Origin of the sequence: Microbispora rosea (assembly GCF_044460045.1) — a bacterium.
Classification (GTDB): domain Bacteria; phylum Actinomycetota; class Actinomycetes; order Streptosporangiales; family Streptosporangiaceae; genus Microbispora; species Microbispora rosea.
Genome location: NZ_JBITJO010000005.1, coordinates 211,921 through 230,664, shown reverse-complemented (window position 1 = coordinate 230,664; position 18,744 = coordinate 211,921). Strand labels below are relative to the sequence as shown.

15 protein-coding genes are annotated in these 18,744 nt (G+C 70.8%); 6 read left to right on the top strand and 9 right to left on the bottom strand.

Going from position 1 to position 18,744, the window contains the following annotated elements:
* Positions 1-54 precede the first annotated feature (54 nt).
* A complete protein-coding gene (locus ACIBK1_RS22990; protein ID WP_396737534.1) occupies positions 55-1,335 on the top strand; it encodes a GH1 family beta-glucosidase in 1,281 nt (426 codons plus the stop codon).
* Here ACIBK1_RS22990 and ACIBK1_RS22985 read toward each other — a convergent pair.
* The gene (locus ACIBK1_RS22985) at positions 1,317-2,225 is read right to left on the bottom strand and encodes a coiled-coil domain-containing protein (protein WP_051761295.1); all 909 of its coding nucleotides are present in this window, start codon (positions 2,223-2,225) and stop codon (positions 1,317-1,319) included. The two genes, ACIBK1_RS22990 and ACIBK1_RS22985, sit on opposite strands and share 19 nt — an antisense overlap.
* 212 nt (positions 2,226-2,437) lie before the next feature.
* Here ACIBK1_RS22985 and ACIBK1_RS22980 point away from each other — a divergent pair, with 212 nt between their 5' ends.
* Positions 2,438-5,500 carry a M14 family metallopeptidase gene (locus tag ACIBK1_RS22980; RefSeq protein ID WP_081903260.1) on the top strand — a complete coding sequence of 1,021 codons (3,063 nt, stop codon included), beginning with the start codon at positions 2,438-2,440 and terminating at the stop codon, positions 5,498-5,500.
* A 122-nt stretch (positions 5,501-5,622) separates the two neighbouring features.
* Positions 5,623-7,059 carry an aldehyde dehydrogenase gene (locus tag ACIBK1_RS22975; RefSeq protein ID WP_030506013.1) on the top strand — a complete coding sequence of 479 codons (1,437 nt, stop codon included), beginning with the start codon at positions 5,623-5,625 and terminating at the stop codon, positions 7,057-7,059.
* A gap of 312 nt (positions 7,060-7,371) precedes the next feature.
* Here ACIBK1_RS22975 and ACIBK1_RS22970 read toward each other — a convergent pair whose 3' ends face one another.
* Genes ACIBK1_RS22970 through ACIBK1_RS22955 form a run of 4 tightly spaced genes read right to left on the bottom strand, consistent with a single transcriptional unit; the run spans position 7,372 to position 10,517 of the window.
* The gene (locus tag ACIBK1_RS22970) at positions 7,372-8,127 is read right to left on the bottom strand and encodes an alpha/beta hydrolase (protein ID WP_231513741.1); all 756 of its coding nucleotides are present in this window, start codon (positions 8,125-8,127) and stop codon (positions 7,372-7,374) included.
* A 50-nt stretch (positions 8,128-8,177) separates the two neighbouring features.
* Positions 8,178-8,960 carry a hypothetical protein gene (locus ACIBK1_RS22965; RefSeq protein ID WP_396737529.1) on the bottom strand — a complete coding sequence of 261 codons (783 nt, stop codon included), beginning with the start codon at positions 8,958-8,960 and terminating at the stop codon, positions 8,178-8,180.
* Positions 8,961-8,988: 28 nt separating this feature from the next.
* Positions 8,989-10,212, bottom strand: coding sequence for an NRAMP family divalent metal transporter (locus ACIBK1_RS22960; RefSeq protein WP_030506016.1), 1,224 nt, complete (start codon positions 10,210-10,212; stop codon positions 8,989-8,991).
* Positions 10,209-10,517, bottom strand: coding sequence for a hypothetical protein (locus ACIBK1_RS22955; RefSeq protein ID WP_396737526.1), 309 nt, complete (start codon positions 10,515-10,517; stop codon positions 10,209-10,211). Before ACIBK1_RS22955 ends, ACIBK1_RS22960 begins: the two co-directional genes overlap by 4 nt.
* Positions 10,518-10,958: 441 nt before the next feature.
* Between ACIBK1_RS22955 and typA the strand changes: the two genes are divergently transcribed.
* On the top strand, positions 10,959-12,812 hold the full coding sequence (typA, locus tag ACIBK1_RS22950; RefSeq protein ID WP_030506018.1) for a translational GTPase TypA: 1,854 nt from the start codon (positions 10,959-10,961) through the stop codon (positions 12,810-12,812).
* A gap of 157 nt (positions 12,813-12,969) precedes the next feature.
* Here typA and ACIBK1_RS22945 read toward each other — a convergent pair whose 3' ends face one another.
* Complete coding sequence (locus tag ACIBK1_RS22945) at positions 12,970-13,548, bottom strand: PadR family transcriptional regulator (protein WP_396737523.1); 579 nt, start codon at positions 13,546-13,548, stop codon at positions 12,970-12,972.
* 106 nt (positions 13,549-13,654) lie between these two features.
* Between ACIBK1_RS22945 and ACIBK1_RS22940 the strand changes: the two genes are divergently transcribed.
* Entirely contained in the window at positions 13,655-14,815 is a 1,161-nt protein-coding gene (locus ACIBK1_RS22940) for an FAD-dependent monooxygenase (protein WP_030506020.1), read from the top strand.
* A gap of 131 nt (positions 14,816-14,946) precedes the next feature.
* Positions 14,947-15,609, top strand: a complete 663-nt coding sequence (locus ACIBK1_RS22935; protein WP_036405110.1) for a superoxide dismutase family protein — start codon at positions 14,947-14,949, stop codon at positions 15,607-15,609.
* 77 nt (positions 15,610-15,686) lie between these two features.
* On the opposite strand, the gene ACIBK1_RS22930 is transcribed toward ACIBK1_RS22935, so the two are convergent.
* The 3 genes from ACIBK1_RS22930 to ACIBK1_RS22920 are packed head-to-tail and all read right to left on the bottom strand — an operon-like array spanning position 15,687 to position 18,716.
* Positions 15,687-16,313: a DUF2461 domain-containing protein gene (locus ACIBK1_RS22930; protein ID WP_396737519.1), complete on the bottom strand. Its 627-nt coding sequence runs from the start codon at positions 16,311-16,313 to the stop codon at positions 15,687-15,689.
* Between the two features lie 58 nt (positions 16,314-16,371).
* Entirely contained in the window at positions 16,372-17,895 is a 1,524-nt protein-coding gene (locus ACIBK1_RS22925; protein WP_396737516.1) for a helicase HerA-like domain-containing protein, read from the bottom strand.
* Positions 17,892-18,716: a polysaccharide deacetylase family protein gene (locus ACIBK1_RS22920; protein WP_036405113.1), complete on the bottom strand. Its 825-nt coding sequence runs from the start codon at positions 18,714-18,716 to the stop codon at positions 17,892-17,894. The genes ACIBK1_RS22925 and ACIBK1_RS22920 overlap by 4 nt, the downstream gene beginning before the upstream one ends.
* Positions 18,717-18,744 lie beyond the last annotated feature (28 nt).

The window sequence follows — 18,744 nt, the reverse complement described above, 5'->3', positions numbered from 1 at the left end:
CGGTCAACCGAGTTAACATGAGTTTCCCTCATATTAGCTGAGAGAGGCGGCACTATGTTCCTCTGGGGCACGGCCACCGCGTCCTACCAGATCGAAGGAGCGGTGAACGAGGACGGCAGAGGGCCCTCCGTCTGGGACACCTTCTCCCACACGCCGGGAAAGGTCCGCGACGGGCACACGGGGGACGTGGCCTGCGACCACTACCACCGTTACCCCGAGGACGTGGCGCTGATGGCCGGGCTCGGCGTCAACGCCTACCGCTTCTCCATCGCCTGGCCGCGGGTGATGCCCACCGGCGCCGGCCCCGTCAACCAGGCCGGTCTCGACTTCTACGACCGTCTGGTGGACGCGCTGTGCGAGCGCGGCATCACCCCCGTGCCGACGCTCTTCCACTGGGACCTGCCGCAGGCGCTGGAGGACGAGGGCGGCTGGCTCGACCGCGACACCTCCCGCTGTTTCGCCGACTACGCCGCCGTCGTCGCCGAACGGCTGACCGACCGCGTACGCATGTGGATCACGCTCAACGAGCCGTTCGTCCACATGGTGGAGGGATACGGCCTGGGCATACACGCCCCGGGCAGGGGGCTCATGTTCGACGCGCTGCCGGTGGCCCACCACCAGTTGCTCGGGCACGGCCTCGCCACGCAGGCCCTGCGGGCGGCCGGCGCGGAGCAGGTACTGATCACCAACAACTGCACCCCGGTCTGGCCGGCCTCGGACTCACCGGAGGACCTGGCCGCCGCCCAGACGTACGACATCCTGCACAACCGGCTGTTCAACGACCCGGTCCTCACCGGCGCCTACCCCGACCTGACGGCGTTCGGCGTCGAGATCCCGGTGAGACCCGGCGACCTCGATGCGATCGGCCAGCCTCTCGACGGGCTGGGGATCAACTACTACAACCCCACCCGGATCGGCGGCCCCGGCGGGGACGGCCTGCCGTTCCGGTTCGAGGAGATCTCCGGCGTTCCCACCACCGCGTTCGGCTGGCCCGTCGTCCCCGACGGCCTGCGCGAGCTGCTCGACTCCCTCAAGGCCAGGTACGGCGACGCGCTGCCGCCCGTCTACATCACCGAGAACGGCTGCTCCTACGACGGCCTGGACGACCAGGAGCGGATCGCCTACCTCGACGGCCACATCACGGCGATGCGCCGGGCGAACGTGGACCTGCGGGGCTACTTCGTCTGGTCGCTGCTGGACAACTTCGAGTGGGCCGAGGGCTACCACCAGCGGTTCGGCCTGGTCCACGTCGACTTCGACACCCAGCAGCGCACCCCGAAGGCGTCCTACCACTGGCTGCGGAAGTTCCTGGAGGCTCAGAGCACCGACACGTGAACGTGGTCGTAGTGGTTGGCGGTGATGCCGCCGCGGTCGGACATCATCCGCCAGCCGGCCCGCGTACGCATGTCGTAGTAGCGCTGCTGCCAGATGATGTACATGATCCCGTACTCGCTCGCGTGCTGGATGCACCACTGCGCCAGAGCGTCGCCGCGCTCCTTGGCCACGGCGTCGGGCATGCGGCCGCCGCCGCTCATCATGAAGTCGCAGGCCCGGCCCTTGCCATGCTCCCCCGGGTCGCCGACCCGCAGGCAGCCGACGCCGAAAGGCATCGGGAACTGCGACATGATCGAGTTGCGCACGGTGATCAGGCGCTGCGTCAGGCCGCTCCCGGCGTCGGGCGTCTGGAAGCCGTACTTGGCCATCAGCCGCTCGACCTCGCCGCGCCTCGACTTGAGCTCCTTGATGTGGGCCTGCAGCTTGTCGATCTCGTCGGCGGCGGAGGCGGCCGCCTTCTTCTGCTTGGCGACGAGGTCCTTGACACCGTTGAGCCGCTCGGTCCTGGCGTTGCCGAGATAGGCCAGCGTCGCCAGCGAGCTGGGGTCGGCCGACAGGGAGAAGATCCGGGAGGCGTCCGCGCCCCCGCTCATGTACGAGGTCTGAGCGAACGCGGCCACCTGCCGCTGGGCCGCGAGCAGGTCCGACTTCAGCTTCTTGACGTTGCCGGACGCCTTCTGCGCGGCCCTCTTCGCGTCGTCCAGGCTGAGGATCTCGCCGCGGTACTCCTTCTGGAGCGCGGCGGCCTCCTGGGTGAGCTTGCGGAGCTTGGCCTGCTGGTCCGGCTCGGCCTCGGCGGTGAGCGCACCCGAGGCGGCGCCGAAGACAGATGGTGCGACGAGCAGCGCGGTGGTGACCACCGCCAGCCTGGCCCAGCGTCCCGACCGCACGCGACCTCCACTCGGATTCGGCCTGAAACTATAGAAGACGATCTTTACGTCTGCTAGCGGAACAGGTGAAACTCTTGGGCCTAAAGCGGACAAGCGCCTGACTTCCCACGATGTGACCAATTCGAGACTTACGCGTCGCCTTACCGCACTTGAACGCGATTTGACCCCGGCAGACATTCGGGAGATCGTCACCCCCCACGAAGGGCTCACCGATGTCCCGACGAGAGATCGTCTCGACTCTGGCCGCCGCGGCTCTCGGCGCGGCGCTCCTGCTGCCGGGCTCCCCGGCACAGGCCGGCCAGGGCGACCCGCTCCCCCCAGCGGACCAAGCCGACCTCTACCAGCTCGACAGCGCGCCCGGCACCTCGGGCACGCTGACCCAGAAGGGCTTCGACGTCGTCCAGCGGCACCTCGCGGGCGACAAGGAGCACGTCGAACTGACCGCGACCCCCGCCGAGCTCAAGAAGCTCCAGATCCTCGGCTACCGGCCGCAGCCGGTGCGCAATCCCCAGGGCCAGACGCAGCTGCAGGCCGCGAAGGCGCAGGCGGCGGGCGGATACACCGTCTGGAAGTCCTACTCGGAGAAGGGCGGCATCGCCGACCAGCTCCGATCCATCGCGAACGCCAACAAGGACATCGCGAAGCTGGAGACGATCGGCAAGACCCTCCAAGGGAGGGACATCCTCGCGCTGAAGCTGACGAAGCTGGCCCAGGTGCTGCCCGACGGCGTCAAACCGTCGGTGCTCTACTCGGCCACCCAGCACGCCCGCGAGTGGATCGCGGCCGAGGTCGACATGCGGCTGCTGAAATACCTGGTGGCCAACAAGAACAAGTCCGACGTCGGCCGGCTGCTGACCACCACCGAGGTGTGGTTCGTGCCGGTCGCCAACCCCGACGGCTACGACTTCACCTTCACCGAGGGCAACCGGCTCTGGCGCAAGAACCTGCGGGACAACGACGGCGACGGCCAGATCACGGGCAACGACGGCGTCGACATCAACCGCAACTTCCCCACCCGCTGGGGGTACGACGAGGAGGGCTCGTCCAGCGTCCTCAGCAGCGAGACCTACCGCGGCACCGCCCCGGTGTCGGAGCCCGAGGCCCGGGCCATGGACGGCCTGCTCAAGCGGCTGCGATTCAAGGCGCAGGTCAACTACCACTCGTACGGCCCGCTGCTGCTGTATCCCGAGGGCTGGCAGGTCGCGACCAAGACCGCGGACGATCCCGTCTACCTGGCGCTGACCGGCACCGACGAGAACCCGGCCGTCCCCGGCTTCGACCCGGGGGTCGGCGCCGAGCTCTACACGACGAACGGCGAGACCACCGATCACGCGCACAAGGCGTACGGCACGCTCGCCTGGACCCCGGAGCTGGAGGAGGGCTGCGACGGCTGCGGCTTCGTCTTCCCCGACGACGAGGCGCTGGTGCAGGCCGAGTTCGAAAAGCAGCTTCCCTTCGCACTTGACGTCGCGAAGTCGGCGCTCGACCCGAGCGATCCGGTCAGCCACCTCGGCAACACCGTGCCCGACTTCGTCCTTGACCCGTTCGACGTCAGCTACGGCGCCGACCAGGTCGTGCAGGTGAACGCCAAGCGCAAGCTCGGCCCGGTCTTCCTCAACTACCAGATCAACGGCGGTCACACCAAGAACGTCCCGACCTCCGAGTGGAAGGGCGGCGAGCGCTACGGCGACGGCTACGACACCTACTTCCACCAGCTCAGGGGCACGGTCAAGGGTGCGAGACCCGGCGACACCGTGAAGGTGTGGTTCCGCTCGCCCACGAAGAAGAGCGAGGAGTTCACCTACAAGGTCTCCACGGACGTCGGCGGCAAGGTCCTGATCGTCGCGGCGGAGGACGTCACGGGCGTCAGCCCGGCCCAGGGCGTCACCGAGGCGAAGTACGCCGACGACTACGCCAAGGCGCTCGCGGCGGCCGGCTACTCCTCCGACGTGTACGACGTGGACAGGAACGGCCGCAAGGCGCCCCACCCGCTCGGGGTCCTCAGCCACTACAAGGCCGTCGTCTGGGAGACCGGCGACGACGTCATCCCCCGCGCGTCCGGGCAGCCGGCAGGCAGCGCCGCCAACCTGGCCGAGGCTCTGGAGCTGGCGTTCCGCGACTACCTCAACGAGGGCGGCAAGCTGCTCGCCACCGGCAAGTACGCGCTGTACGCCCAGAACGTGAACGGCGCCTACTGGTATGAGCCGGACTACCCGGCGCAACCCGAGTGCACGACCCTGAGCAAGCCCCCCTGCCTCTCGCTGAGCAACGACTTCGTGCAGTACTACCTGGGCGCCTACACCTACGTGGAGGGCGGCGGCCAGGACGCCGAAGGGAACACGTTGCCGCTGCGGGGCGCCGGCGGCGCCTTCGCCGGCTTCACCGGCACGCTCAACGGCGGGGACTCGCCCGGCAACCAGGACCACACCTCCGCGTTCGTCACGACGTCCTCGGTCCTGCCGGCCGACCGGTTCCCGCAGTTCGCCAGCTCGGCCCCGCTCAAGTGGCAGTACGGCGCGGGATCGCCGTTCAGCCCGCACACCGGCACCTGGGACGTGCAGAGCGGCCAGGCGGACGTGTCCTACAAGCGCCTGACGAGGACGATCGACCTCACCGGCAAGACCAGTGGCGAGCTGTCGTTCTGGACGTCGTACAACACCGAGCCCGGCTGGGACTTCCTGACGGTCGAGGCGCACACGGCGGGCCAGGACGACTGGACGACGCTGCCCGACGCCAACGGGCACACCTCCCAGGAGGCGGGCGACAGCTGCGCCAGCGGCTGGGTGGACATCCATCCGTTCACCGCCCACTACCAGACGTACGACGGCGCGTCGTCGTGCACCGCCACCGGCACGACGGGCGCGTGGCACGCCGCCTCCGGCTCGTCGAACGGCTGGCAGCAGTGGTCGGCCGACCTCACGCCGTACGCGGGCAAGAAGGTCGAGGTGTCGATCTCCTACATCAGCGACTGGGGCACCCAGGGCCTCGGCGTGTGGCTGGACGACATGACCGTCAGGGCGGACGGCGCGACCGTCGCGGAGACCTCGTTCGAGGACGACCTGGGCGGCTGGACCGTCGCCGGACCGCCTCCCGGATCGGCGACCGCGCTGAACGACTGGGCGCGCAGCGACCGCACGCTCGACGACGGCGCGGGCATCACCACGAAGGACACGGTCTACTTCGGCTTCGGCGCGGAGGGCGCGACGACTCAGGCGATGCGGACGGACCTGGCGCGCCGGGCCATGACGCATCTGCTCGGACGGGCGCATCCGTAGGACCCGCGGCCCGGCCCGCGCCACCCGGCGCGGGCCGGGCTCCGGCAGCTCTTGCCAAGGCCGATCAGAACATGGTTCGGTCTGACTGAGTGCGCGAAGACGCGCCCGAGCAGGAGGCAGGCATGCTGCAGCACGACACGCTGTTCATCGGGGGCGACTGGGTGGCCCCCGCGGGCACGGACACGATCGAGGTGATCTCCCCTCACAGCGAGGAGGTCGTCGGCCGGGTCCCCGACGGCACCGCCGCCGACATGGACCGGGCCGTCGCCGCCGCCAGGGACGCCTTCGACAACGGGCCCTGGCCGCGGATGACGATGGCCGAGCGCGCGGCGGTCGTGGGCCGGCTGGCGGAGATCTACGAGGCGCGCCAGGCCGAGATGGCCGGGATCATCACGACGGAGATGGGCTCGCCGATCACCTTCTCCCAGCTCGCCCAGGCGCCGCAGCCGCTCGGCATGCTCAAGTATTTCGCCGGCCTCGGCGCGACGTTCCCCGTCGAGGAGGAGCGGCCCGGCCTGTTCGGCCCGGTGGTCGTCCGCCGCGAACCGGTCGGCGTGGTGGCGGCCGTCGTCCCCTGGAACGTCCCCCAGTTCGTCCTCATGACCAAGCTGGCCCCGGCCCTCGTCGCGGGCTGCACCGTGGTGATCAAGCCGGCCCCCGAGACGCCGCTCGACTCCTACCTGCTCGCCGAGATGATCAACGAGTCCGGCATTCCCGCCGGCGTCGTCAACATCGTCGCGGCCGGTCGTGAGGCGGGCGAGCACCTCATCTCCCACCCGGGCGTCGACAAGGTCGCCTTCACCGGATCGACCGCCGCGGGCCGCAGGATCGCGTCGATCTGCGGCGAGCAGCTCAAGCGCTGCACGCTCGAACTCGGCGGCAAGTCGGCGGCGATCATCCTGGACGACTGTGATTTGCCCTCGGCCATGGGCTTCCTGTCGATGGCCTCGCTGATGAACAACGGCCAGGCGTGCGTCGCGCAGACCCGCATCCTCGCCTCCCGCAACCGCTACGACGAGGTGGTCCAGGCCGTCGCCGAGATGGTGACGGGCCAGCAGGTGGGCGACCCCGCCGACCCGGCCACCGGGATCGGGCCGCTGGTGGCCAGACGGCAGCAGGAGCGGGTGGAGGGCTACATCAGGGCGGGCATCGAGGAGGGCGCCAAGCCCGTCGTCGGCGGCCTCGACCGGCCGTACGACCGGGGCTGGTACGTCGCCCCGACCGTCTTCGCCGGGGCCACCAACGACATGCGCATCTCCCGCGAGGAGATCTTCGGCCCGGTGCTGACGGTGATCCCGTACGAGGACGAGGCGGACGCGGTGCGGATCGCCAACGACAGCGACTACGGCCTGTCGGGCTCGGTCTGGACCGCCGACACCGACCACGGGATGGACGTCGCCCGCCGGGTGCGCACCGGCACCTACGGCGTCAACATGATGCACACGCTCGACCCGAACACGCCGTTCGGCGGCTTCAAGGCCAGCGGCCTCGGCCGGGAGCTCGGACCCGAGGGCCTGGCGGCCTACCTGGAGACCAAGTCCATCGCCCGCCTGGGCTGACGCGTCCCTCCGGCCCGGTGCGGCGTGCCTGCCGCACCGGGCCGGTGAAACCGCCCAGCGCGCCCCCGCGACGCTGGGCCACACCCTGCGAGGGTGTGCGCCGATCCCCAATCGACGGTGCTTCCCGCTTCACCATCGGTGCGCTCACACCCGCCTGGTCGAGCCGAAGGCACGTGATAAGCACGCCCCTCGTCGCGCTTGGTCGCTTCGCTCCCGCGCGCTCCTCAGTCCAGACCGGCGGCGCGTCCCGCAGGCTCGCTCGGACCTCCCGCATAGGAGGCACTGGATCCGCACAATCCGTATAGACGACCCTTATGGGGTTTTGGTTCGAGAGATCCAATGACCAATTTTCCGGACGAGGTCGGGGGTGGCCGCCGCCTCCGCATGGCCGTAGCCGGGCTCGATCCACAGCTCCTTCGGCTCGGCGGCGTGCTCGTACAACTGGTAGGCGTGCTCGAGGGGGAAGAACGGGTCGCTGTCGCCGTGGACGATCAGCAGCGGCGTGGGCGCGATCATGGCCGCAGCCTCGTACGGCGGGAGCGGCACGGGGTCCCATCCGCCGACCGCGATCCTGGTGCGCTTGACCAGCCGGGCCGCCAACCGGCCGTGCCAGCGTTCGATCGCCCAGTGGACCTGGCGCATGGGCTTGGTGCCGCGGTAGTACCAGCGGGCCGGGCCGCTCACCGACACCACCCCGTCCACGCCGCCGTGCAGCGCGGCGTGGCGCACGACCACGGCGGCGCCCATGGAGAAGCCGACGGTCATGATGCGCCGGTAGCCGATCGCGCGGGCGTGCTTGACCGCCGCGTCCACGTCGAGGACCTCCAGGTCCCCCACCGTGGACTGGCCGCCGGAGTGGCCGTGCCCCCGGAAGTCGAACGACACCACGCCGCCGTACCGTGACAGGACGTGCACGATGCGCCGGGTGTCCGGCCCCCTCCAGGTGCCGGTGAAGCCGTGCGCGACGACGATGCCGAGATCGAGTGAGCTGTTGGGCGTGTGCGCCGCGTCGATGCGGACACCGTCCGCCGTACGCAGCATCGCTCCGAAAGCAGCAGCGAGAGCCATGCCCCCGACCTTATTTCCCACCACTTCACCCCCTGTGCGACGGGGATCTTTCAGAGGTCGGCCGTGGAGCGCAGCCGGTCCCAGGCGACCCCCAGCCTGACCTCCTCGTCGTCCAGCGACTCGATCTGGTCCCACTCGGCGTACCGGATCTCGCCGTGCATGCGCCGGACGAGGGCGCCGAGCGGCGACGGCCGCCACAGCCCGGGGCCGCGCTCGTACCCGAAGAGCCGCCCGGCGCGCCGCCGGGCGATCAGCAGCCCGGCCGTCCGGAAGGCCTGGTGGACCTCCGCGAGGAACGGCCCGTCCTGCACCAGGCGGACGTCGGCGACGTTGCCGGCGACCTCCCCCGCCGGACCGCGGACGGTGCGGCCGATCAGTCCGCCGAGCCGCAGCGTGTCCGGCCTGTCCTCCCACCTCTCCCGCACCCGGAGGGCCCTGTCCGGCGCGTCCTGCTCCTCGACGCCCGCCGCGCCCGGGATCCGGCCGACGACGTTCCTGGTCAGCCAGCGCTCCAGCGCCAGGTCCTGCCGGCGGCCCGCCACGCGTACGGCGCTGCCGATCTCGGTGACCATGCTCATCTCGATGCGGTAGGGCCCCGGCCGCTCCTCGTCGCGGAAGAGGCGGTCGGTCTCGGTCATCAGCCACCCGGGGAGGCCACCGAGCCGCGGACCGAGCGCCAGCGGCCCGGAGAGGATCGCGGTGACGTACGGCCGGTCGCCCGGCCGCACCTCCAGGTTGTCCACCTTGCACAGCAGGCGGTCATCGCTCTCCCTGACGACCTGCCGGTCGAGCAGGTGCAGGCGGGCGTGCAGCACCCGCGCGGGCTCGCTCATCGATGCCTCACCCTCCTCTGCCGTGCCGTCACTGTCCCGCCTTCGTCGCGAGCATCAGGGGAATGGCCGCCAGCGCCACGACGAGAAGCAGCACCATGTAGAAACTTCCCAGCGCGTTGCTGAATCTGCCGTTGACCTTCGCCCCCATGTAGTCGGGATCGTTGGCGATCATGAGAACCGGCAGGTAGGTGAGCGGAAGGGCCGCGGCCGAGAAGACCAGCGAATACTCGGTCACCTTGATCGGATCGATGGTGGTGAGGATCAGCGCGGTCGCGACGATCACCGAGGCCAGCACGGTCACGTGGAACCGGGCGGCGCGGCCCGGCACCACATACTTGCCCCACTGCCAGCCGAAATACTGGCTCAGCGAGTAGCCCGACGACAGGGCGGTCTCCAGCGTCGCGCCGAACGTTGCCGCGAACACCCCGAGGATCACCACGCCGAGCCCGGCCTTGCCCAGTCCCTCGGCGACCGGCAGCACCATCTGCCCGAGCGAATCGGGCTCGGCCTCGACCGGCATGAACACGGTCGCCGCGCAGGCCGCGATCGTGAGCGACAGCACCCCGCCGAGGGGGAAGCCGACGAACACGTTGGCCCGCGCCGTCACCAGGTCCTTGCGCGTCCACTTCTCCTCGACGCCGCCCGAGGAGAAGAAGAACACCTCGTACGGCGTCATCGCCCCGCCGAGCAGCGCGATCGCGTAGTAGAGGTAGGTCGGCACGCCCTCGTCCTGCGGCGGCCGGGTGAGCTGCGTGGTCAGCTCGCCCCAGTCGGGCCCGAGCCGCCACAGCGCGACGATGAACACGACGAGCGCGAGCCCGGCCAGCCCGAAGACCCGCTCCATGGTGTCGAACTTCACCCGCCACATCACCAGCCACGCGACCAGGGCCACGGGAGGCACCCACAGCAGATAGTCGAGCCCGGTCGCCAGCTCCAGCGCGAGCGCCGCGCCGCCGATCTCGGCGGCGAGCGTGAGCACGTTGATGAAGAACGACGCGCCGAGGTTGACCAGCCCCGCGCGGGGACCCATGCGCTCGCGGACGAGGTCGAAGACCGGCCGCTGCGACACCGCCGCGATCCTGCCGGACATCTCGGCGAAGACGCAGATCCCGATGATGCCGACGACCACCACCCACGCGAGGGACATCCCGAACCTCGACCCGACGACGGCGTTGGCCACCAGGTCGCCGATGTCCACGAAGCCGCCGAAGGCCGTGAGGATGCCGAGCGTGACCGCGATCAGTTTCTTCACCTGTGCTTCTCCGCGAAGTCGCTCAGCTCGCTCGCGAGCCTGTCCAGCTCCCGTACGGCCGCCGCCGGGTCCTTCACCCCGTCGCGGCGCGCCTGGATGAGCAGGTCCTCCACTTCACTCTCGGCCTTCTCGGTGAGGCGCAGCACCTCGTCCCTGATCCGGTCGGAGGCGTCCGAGGGCGGCTGCACGCCGCCGAACTGGTCGTTCACGCTGCTCAGGTCCCGCGCCGCCTCGGTCAGCACGACCTCGGCGTACGGCCCGGTCATCCGGTCCCGGTACGCCACCGTGGAACGGGCGAAGCGCACGGCCGAGACGGCCGACTCCGCCGTCTTCCCGGCCTTGAGCGCGTAGTCGTGGTCGTCCCACGCGGGGCTGACGCAGGCGGCCAGCAGGAGTGCCGTCAGGAGGGCGAGCGGCGCCAGCCGAACCGACGGAATAATGTGCGCCGCCGCAGCAGGAGGTAGGCGAGGACGAGGATCGGCACGAGAAACTCGGCCCAGGCGATCAGCAGCACGAGACCTTCATCCGTCACAGCCGACCCACCTGCCCGAACGGCGGACCTTTAGACAGGATGGAATGCGACTCGCGCCGACGGCGTTGCTTTCGAGGGTCCCGTATGGCGGCGGCGCGTGGCGGCGACCGGGATCAACTAAAATGGCTGGGCCGTGTCATGCGGCGGATGTGCGTCTCGCTTCGGTCCCGGGACGCGGACGACACCCCGACGAACCAGAGCGAGAAACTCCACTATGCCTATGAACACCCGCGACGACCTGCGGAACATCGCGATCATCGCGCACGTCGACCATGGCAAGACCACGCTGGTCGACGCCATGCTGTGGCAGTCCGGCGCGTTCCGGGCCAACCAGGACGTCGACGAGCGGGTCATGGACTCCAACGACCTGGAGCGCGAGAAGGGGATCACCATTCTCGCGAAGAACACCGCCGTCAGGCACGGCGGCATGACGCTGAACATCATCGACACGCCCGGCCACGCCGACTTCGGCGGCGAGGTCGAGCGCGGCCTGTCGATGGTGGACGGCGTGGTCCTGCTGGTGGACGCCTCCGAGGGCCCGCTGCCGCAGACCCGCTTCGTGCTGCGCAAGGCGCTGTCCGCGAAGATGCCGGTGATCTTGTGCATCAACAAGGTCGACCGGCCGGACGCCCGCATCGCCGAGGTCGTCGACGAGGTGTACGAGCTGTTCATCGACCTCGACGCGACCGAGGAGCAGATCGACTTCCCGATCGTTTACGCCTCGGCCAAGGCCGGGCGGGCCTCGCTTGAGCGCCCCTCGGACGGCGGGATGCCGGACTCCCCCGACCTGGAGCCGCTGTTCGAGACGATCAAGAGCACGATCCCGGCGCCGGTCTACGACCCGTCCGCGCCGCTCCAGGCCCACGTCACCAACCTCGACGCCTCCAGCTACCTGGGCCGGATCGCGCTGTGCCGCGTCCACCAGGGCACGATCCGCAAGGGCCAGCAGGTCTCGTGGTGCCGCACCGACGGCAGCGTGCAGCGCGTCAAGATCTCCGAGCTGCTGATGACCGAGGCGCTGGAGCGCAAGCCCGCCGAGGAGGCCGGGCCCGGCGACATCATCGCGATCGCCGGCATCCCGGACATCATGATCGGCGAGACGCTGGCCGACCCCGAGGACCCGCGCCCGCTGCCGCTGATCACGGTCGACGAGCCGGCGATCTCCATGACGATCGGCACCAACACCAGCCCGCTGGTCGGCAAGGTCAAGGGCTCCAAGGTCACCGCCCGCCTCGTCAAGGACCGCCTCGACAAGGAACTGGTCGGCAACGTCTCGCTGCGCGTGCTGCCCACCGAGAGCCCGGACGCCTGGGAGGTGCAGGGCCGCGGCGAGCTGGCCCTGGCGATCCTCGTGGAGCAGATGCGCCGCGAGGGCTACGAGCTGACCGTCGGCAAGCCGCAGGTCGTGACCAAGGTCGTCGACGGCAAGGTGCACGAGCCGGTCGAGCGTCTCACCGTCGACTGCCCGGAGGAGTACCTTGGCGCCGTCACCCAGCTCCTGGCCGTACGCAAGGGCCGCATGGAGCACATGACCAACCACGGCACCGGCTGGATCCGCATGGAGTTCCTGGTGCCGGCGCGCGGCCTGATCGGCTTCCGCACCGAGTTCCTCACCGAGACCCGCGGCACGGGTCTCGTGCACCACGTGTTCGAGACGTACGAGCCGTGGTTCGGCGAGCTGCGCACCCGCAACAACGGCTCGCTGGTCGCGGACCGCGCGGGCCAGGTCACCGCCTTCGCCATGCTCAACCTGCAGGAGCGCGGCACGCTGTTCGTCTCCCCCGGCACCGAGGTGTACGAGGGCATGATCATCGGGGAGAACTCCCGCTCCGACGACATGGACGTGAACATCACCAAGGAGAAGAAGCTCACCAACATGCGCTCCTCCACCAGCGAGGAGACCGAGAAGGTGATCCCGCCGCGCGTCCTGTCCCTGGAGCAGGCCCTGGAGTTCATCCGCGACGACGAGTGCGTCGAGATCACCTCGGAGACCGTGCGCATCCGCAAGGTCGTCCTCGACTCGGCCAGCCGTGGCCGCGCCGCCGCCCGCGCCAAGCGCGGCAGCTGAGCTCCGTCATCCCGAGCCCCCGCCGATCCGATCGGCGGGGGCTTCGGCTTTCCCGCCTTCGCCCGCCTTCGCCCGCCTTCGCCGGCCACGCCCGCCTCCGCGGACCGCGCCCGGCCCTTCCCGGTCCTGCTCCCGGGCCTGCCGCGACGCCGAGCGGTCAGGAGTCCACGGTGGGCCAGGTCAGCCGGCCCGCGCGCAGGTCGTCCACGACCGACCGCAGCCAGCGCTCCTCCGCGTCGGTGACCGCGAGCACGTACTCGCTCTCGATGGCGGTGACCCTGGGCAGGTCGCCTGTCTGCGCCATCAGGGCGGCCTCCAGGCCCGCCCTCGTCTCCGCCAGCCGCTCGGCACGGCGTTCCAGCAGCCGCAGCGCGTCCGCCGGCGGGATCATCATCAGGTGTGACAGCGCCGCGGGGAACTGCGGGAACTCCTGCTTCGGCACGGCCAGCATCTGGTCCAGCCACTCACGGGCGACGCGCCGTCCCGCGTCGGTGAGTTCGTACACGGTCCGCTCGGGATAGGCCGGGTCGCGGGTGGTCTCGCGGACCGCGATCAGCCCCTCGGCGTGCAACCGCTCGATCGTGCGGTAGAGCCCGGCCCGCTGGCTCACGTTGACGACCTGGTCCTTGCCCCACTGCTTGATCAGCCGCTGCACGGCGTACGGATGCATCGGCTCGTGATGCAGCAGCGCCAGCACGGTCAGCGCGAGCGGGGAACTGCGGAGGGTTGTACTCATGTCCCGCATTCTAGCCGCAAACGAACTAGTTGACGAGCAACTAGTTTTGATGCAACTATTCCATCGCGAGCGATCAACGGCTCGCTGCAGACGAGGAGTGGTGAGCATGAGCAAGGTGACCAGCGCGTTGGTGATCGGCGGCGGCATCGCCGGGCCGGTGACGGCGCTCGCTCTGGCCAAGGCGGGCATCCGGGCGACCGTGCACGAGGCCCACGACAGCGCCGCCGACGGCGTCGGCGCGATGCTCAGCCTGGCCCCCAACGGGCTCGACGCGCTGCGGATCGTGGGAGCCGACGAGGTCGTGCGGGGCGTGGGACAGCAGGTCCCCGGCGTTGTGATGGCCGACGGCGCCGGAAACCGGCTCGCCGAGTTCGGCGGATTCCCCGGCCTGCCGCCCACGCTGGCGATGCCGCGCGCCGCCCTCTTCCGGGCACTGGCCGATCACGCGGTGGCGGCGGGCGTGCGGATCGAGTACGGCAAGCGGCTCGTCTCCGCCGAGGAGACCCCCGAGGGGGTGACCGCCACGTTCGCGGACGGCACCACTGCCACCGCCGACGTGCTGATCGGCGCCGACGGCATCCGGTCCACGGTCCGCACGCTGATCGACCCCGGCGCGCCCGGCCCGGAGTATGGCGGGGTCCTCAGCTTCGGCGGCTACGCCGGCGACGGCGGCGTGCGGGCGGAGCCCGGCGTCATGTACTTCGCCTTCGGCCGCACCTTCATCGGCTACTGGCGGCTGCCCGACGGCCGGATCTGCTGGTTCGCGAGCCTGCCCCGCACCGAGCCCCTCACCTACGCCGAGGTCGTCCGCGTGCCCGCCGCGGACTGGCTGGCCCGCCTGCGCGACCTCTACGCCGGCCATGTCCCGGGCGAGAAGCTGCTGGCGGGCACCGACCCCGGCGACCTCATGATCACCGGCCCGATGGAGCGCATGCCGTCGGTGCCCCACTGGCACCGCGGCCGCATGGTCCTCGTCGGCGACGCGGCCCACGCCCCGTCGTCCAGCTCCGGCCAGGGCGCCTCTCTGGCGGCGGAGAGCGCCGTCGAACTGGCCCGCTGCCTGCGCGACCTGCCGGCGCCCGAGGCGTTCGCGGTGTTCGAGCGCCTCCGGCGCCCCCGGGTGGAGATGATCGGCGGCGACGCCGCGGCCAAGAACAAGGCCAAGGCCGGCCAGGCCGGCGACAGGCCCGCCATGCCGACCCCCGAGCAGATGTTCGCCCCCGTCCACAAGCACCACATCCACTGGGACGCGCCCGTCACCGCCTAGCTCTGGGCCGGCGGGGGCCGCACCGGCAAGAGCGGGTAAACGGCCGGTACGGATGGCGTCGTGTGCCGCTCCCCCGCCCACCCGGCCGTGCTCTGCTGTCGCAGGCAACGAGTGTCTGAGGAGGAGCGACCATGCCCCGCACAACCCGTTTCGCCCTGGCCGCCGGGCTCACCCTGGGGCTCGCCGCCGCCGCGGTCGCCCCGGCCGTGCCGGTGCTGTCCGCCACGATGGTGACGGCCTCCGCCGAGCGGGCCCACCCCCACGAGCCGGTGGACCAGGCGGCGGGCGCGTCGGCGACCGCCGTCATCAAGAACACCTCCGGGCGCACCCTCGGCACCGTCCGGGTCGAGCGGTACGACGCGAAGAAGTCGCGGGTCAGCGTCAGCGTGCGGGGGCTCACTCCCGGGTTCCACGGCTTCCACGTCCACGCCACCGGCGTGTGCGACGCGCGCGCCGTCGACCGGGCGACGGACAGCGCGTTCTCCAGCGCCGGAAGCCACCTCGGCCCCGGACAGCACGGCGGCGGAGCCGGGGACATGCCGCCGCTGCTGGCGGCCGCCGACGGCACCGCCTCCGCGTCGTTCGTTACCGACAGGTTCACCCTGGAGCAGCTGGGCGACGCCAACGGCAGCGCGTTCGTGGTGCACGCCGAGCCGGACAACTTCGCGCACATCCCGGACCGGTACTTCCACCGGCCCGACGCCGCCGGCGCCACGGGCCCGGACGCGACCACGCGCAAGACCGGCGACGCCGGTGCCCGGATCGGCTGCGGGGTCGTCAAGGTCCACGCCTGATCCGGCCCCTCGCCTCGCGGCGTCTGGAGATGCGGCGGCGTCCGGAAGGTGCGGCGGCGTTCGGAGATGCGGCCGTGTCAGGAGATGTGGCGGCGCAGCCAGTCGACCAGCGGGACCAGTGCCTGCCAGGTCGAGCGGACCCGGTCGAGGGTCTCGGGGGTGTGCAGCCACGGCTCCGGCTCGAACCGCCGCCCGGCATGCAGCGTCTTGTGCCGGAGGAGGCCGAGCCTGGGGTGGTCCTCCGGCGCGCCGCGGGGACGGGTCTTGAGCCGGTCGCCGCCGATCGCGAGATCACCGGGCAGGGCCCCGAGGATCTCCTCCAGCAGGGGCCCGGCGGTGTCGTCGTCGACGGCCTCCCGGAAACGTGCCACCTGCTCACCCGGCGACCACCAGCCCGCCGCCACGTAGAGGCCGTCGGCGTCCACCTGGACGTAGTAGCCGACGCCCTCCACGCCCACTCCGCAGTAGGCCCCCTGATGCGTCTTGTACGGCGACTTGTCCTTGGAGAAGCGGACGTCGCGGTACGGCCGGAACAGGTGGGCCGGTCCGAACTCCGGCTCCAGCTCGTCCATGAGCGCGAGCATCGGCGCGCGGACCCCGGTCTCGTAGAACCCCTTGTGGGCCGTCCAGTACGCCTTCGAATTGTCGGCGACGAGGCCCTCGTAGAAGATGAGCGCCTCGTCAGGGAACCCGCTGAAACCCATGCCACCCACCTTCGCACGCCTCACCGACAGTCCCGGGACCGGGACCGCGCGGACGCGCTCAGCGCCGCCGTCTCGCCGTGCCGAAGATCGACCTGGTGATCTCCCGGCCGAGCGCGGTCGCGGCGGTGCGGGCCAGCGAGCGGAACTCCTTCGAGGCGAGCATCTCTTCGAGCACCGACTCCGGGTGCGCCCCCGCCGGTCTCTCCGATCTTTCCGGCCTGTCCGCCGGTCTCTTCGCCGGTGCCTCCTGCTCGGGCTCCTGCTGCCGGGCCAGACGCGCGGCGAGGATCTCGTACGCCGACTGCCGGTCCACTGCCGTGCCGTACTTCGGCAGCAGCGGGGACGCGGCGATCACCCCCTGGACGACCGCCGGGGCGGACGGCGCCATGAGCGACCGCGGCGCGCGCAGCCGGGTCCAGGCGACCGGCGTCGGGGCCCCCGTCTCGGACAGGACCGTGACGACCGCCTCCCCGATGCCGAGCTCGGTGAGCAGTCGTTCGAGGTCGTAGGAGGAGGCGGGGAACGTGGAGACGGTCGCCTTCAGCGCCTTGGCGTCCTGCGGGGTGAAGGCGCGCAGGGCGTGCTGCACGCGCGCGCCGAGCTGGGCGAGCACGTCGGCCGGCACGTCCTTGGGCGTCTGGGTGACGAAGAAGACCCCGACTCCCTTCGACCGGATCAGCCGCACGGTCTGGGTGATCGACCTGAGGAACGCCTTGGACGCGCCCTCGAACAGCAGGTGCGCCTCGTCGAAGAAGAACACCAGCGACGGCTTGTCGGGGTCGCCCACCTCGGGCAGCGTCTCGAACAGGTCCGCGAGCAGCCACATCAGGAACGTGGAGAACAGCTGCGGCCGCTCCTGCACGGCGGGCAGCTCCAGGATGGAGATCATGCCGCGCCCATCCCGCGTGGTCCGCAGCAGGTCGCGCACGTCGAACTCGGGCTCGCCGAAGAACGCCTCCGCCCCCTGGGCCTGGAAGTTCACGAGGGCGCGCAGGATGACGCCCGCGGTGGACGCCGACAGCCCGCCGATGCCGCTCAGCGCCTCCGGCGTATCGGTCAGATAGCGGATGACCGCGATCAGGTCCTTGAGGTCCAGCAGCGGCAGCCCGTGCGTGTCCGCGAAGTAGAAGATCAGCCCGAGCGACGACTCCTGGGTCTCGTTGAGTTCGAGGACCCGCGACAGCAGCGTCGGCCCGAACGCGCTCATGGTGGCGCGCAGCGGAATGCCCTCCCCCACGCCGCCGAGGGAGAAGAACTCGGTCGCGCGGCCCTCCGGCGCCCAGTCCTGGCCCACGTCGGCGGCCCGGCGGGCGATCCGGTCGCCCGGCTTTCCCGGCGAGGCCAGGCCGGACAGGTCGCCCTTGACGTCCGCCAGGAACACCGGCACGCCCTGACCGGCGAGCTGCTCGGCCATGAGCTGCAGCGTCTTGGTCTTCCCCGTGCCGGTCGCCCCGGCCACCAGGCCGTGCCGGTTCATCATGCGCACCGGGATACGGACGTGCGCGGAGGGGTCGGCCGTCCCGTCCTCGCGGACGAGCGCGCCCAGCTCCAGCGCCGGTCCCTCGAAGTCGTAGCCCTTCACCGGTTGGTGTACTTCTTCCCGGGCGTGGTGCCGCCGAGCAGCTCCGAAACGGTCACGTACGTGAAGCCCTTGCGGTCGAGCTCGTCGAGCAGGCGGGGCAGCGCCTGCACGGTGGTGGGGTGGATGTCGTGCATGAGCACGATGTCGCCCGGTTTGGCCGCGGCGCTGCGCTGCGTGATCACCGTGGGGTTGCGGTTGAGCCAGTCGAGGGTGTCGACGGCCCACAGGATCTGGGCTAGCCCGGTCTGCTTCGTCTCGTCGTCCACGGCCTTGCTCGTCGCGCCGTACGGCGGGCGCATGAGCCGCATCGTCACGCCGGACGCCTTCCGCACGGCCTCCTGCGTGCGGTCGAGCTCCCGGCGCAGGGCGTCGGACGACAGCCCCGGCAGCGAGGCGTGGTCCCAGGAGTGGTTGCCGATCTCGTGGCCCTCGGCGGCCATCCGCCGCACGAAGTCCTGCGTCTCATTCGTGATCATCTGCCCGAGCAGGAAGAACGTGGCCCGGGCGTGGTGGGCCGCGAGCAGGTCGAGGACGTGCCCGGTGTATTCGGCCGGCCCGTCGTCGAACGTCAGCGCCACGCATTTGCGCTGTCTGCAGTCGATGTGCCGGGGCGGCGGGACCGCGGGCAGGCGCGGCCTCGCCGCCCCCCGCTGTATCCCCGTGAGCCGGAAGCGCAGCAGGTCGGCGTCGAAGTGCCGCGGCGTGCCGAAGCGCGGAAGCGGCGCCTCGGGCCCGTGCCGCTCCCCCGAGACCGGCACGGTCCTGACCTGCCCGCATCCGCCGAGCAGCAGCAACGACAGCAGAACGGATCCGATCCGCATACGACCCCCCGGAGCAGGCGGGGGGCCA

Excerpts from the sequence above, each read along its gene's own strand:
- ACIBK1_RS22935 (WP_036405110.1), top strand. The coding sequence starts at position 14,947 with ATGCCCCGCACAACCCGTTTCGCCCTGGCCGCCGGGCTCACCCTGGGG.
- typA (WP_030506018.1), top strand. The coding sequence starts at position 10,959 with ATGCCTATGAACACCCGCGACGACCTGCGGAACATCGCGATCATCGCG.
- ACIBK1_RS22945 (WP_396737523.1), bottom strand. The coding sequence starts at position 13,548 with ATGAGTACAACCCTCCGCAGTTCCCCGCTCGCGCTGACCGTGCTGGCG.
- ACIBK1_RS22970 (WP_231513741.1), bottom strand. The coding sequence starts at position 8,127 with ATGGCTCTCGCTGCTGCTTTCGGAGCGATGCTGCGTACGGCGGACGGT.
- ACIBK1_RS22980 (WP_081903260.1), top strand. The coding sequence starts at position 2,438 with ATGTCCCGACGAGAGATCGTCTCGACTCTGGCCGCCGCGGCTCTCGGC.
- ACIBK1_RS22920 (WP_036405113.1), bottom strand. The coding sequence starts at position 18,716 with ATGCGGATCGGATCCGTTCTGCTGTCGTTGCTGCTGCTCGGCGGATGC.
- ACIBK1_RS22965 (WP_396737529.1), bottom strand. The coding sequence starts at position 8,960 with ATGAGCGAGCCCGCGCGGGTGCTGCACGCCCGCCTGCACCTGCTCGAC.
- ACIBK1_RS22990 (WP_396737534.1), top strand. The coding sequence starts at position 55 with ATGTTCCTCTGGGGCACGGCCACCGCGTCCTACCAGATCGAAGGAGCG.
- ACIBK1_RS22940 (WP_030506020.1), top strand. The coding sequence starts at position 13,655 with ATGAGCAAGGTGACCAGCGCGTTGGTGATCGGCGGCGGCATCGCCGGG.
- ACIBK1_RS22975 (WP_030506013.1), top strand. The coding sequence starts at position 5,623 with ATGCTGCAGCACGACACGCTGTTCATCGGGGGCGACTGGGTGGCCCCC.
- ACIBK1_RS22930 (WP_396737519.1), bottom strand. The coding sequence starts at position 16,313 with ATGGGTTTCAGCGGGTTCCCTGACGAGGCGCTCATCTTCTACGAGGGC.